Here is a 365-nt window from a genome sequence, read left to right on the forward strand (position 1 = left end):
CGAGGCGGGCGGCCAGGTGCTGCCGGAGCCGGACGGCGCGCTGCGGGTCACCGGGCTGCCGCTGCCCCGTATCAGCGACCTCGCGCACTCCGCCGACGTACGCCTGTGGGAGCTGTCGCCGCACCAGGCGTCGCTGGAGGAGGCGTACATGCGGATGACGCAGGGCGCCGTCGACTACCGCTCGACCGCCGACCAGAAGGCCGGGCTCCAGCAGCCGCTGCCGCCGGGTGTGGAGCCGCCGGTGCAGATGCCGGTGCCGGGGCAGGGCCAGCCGGGCTGGTACGCCCCGCCGCCGCCCCAGCACGGCGGTCAGCCTCCGTTCGCGGCGCCCGGACAGCCCGCGGGGCCGTACAGCGCCCCCGCCG

Annotated in this window: 1 pseudogene; it reads left to right on the forward strand. The window is 78.1% G+C overall.

The features are described from left to right. A pseudogene (locus tag AOK08_RS47250) lies at nt 1-365 on the forward strand (ABC transporter ATP-binding protein); the annotation flags it as partial.

Source organism: Streptomyces graminilatus, assembly GCF_001418565.1.
GTDB classification, from domain to species: domain Bacteria; phylum Actinomycetota; class Actinomycetes; order Streptomycetales; family Streptomycetaceae; genus Streptomyces; species Streptomyces graminilatus.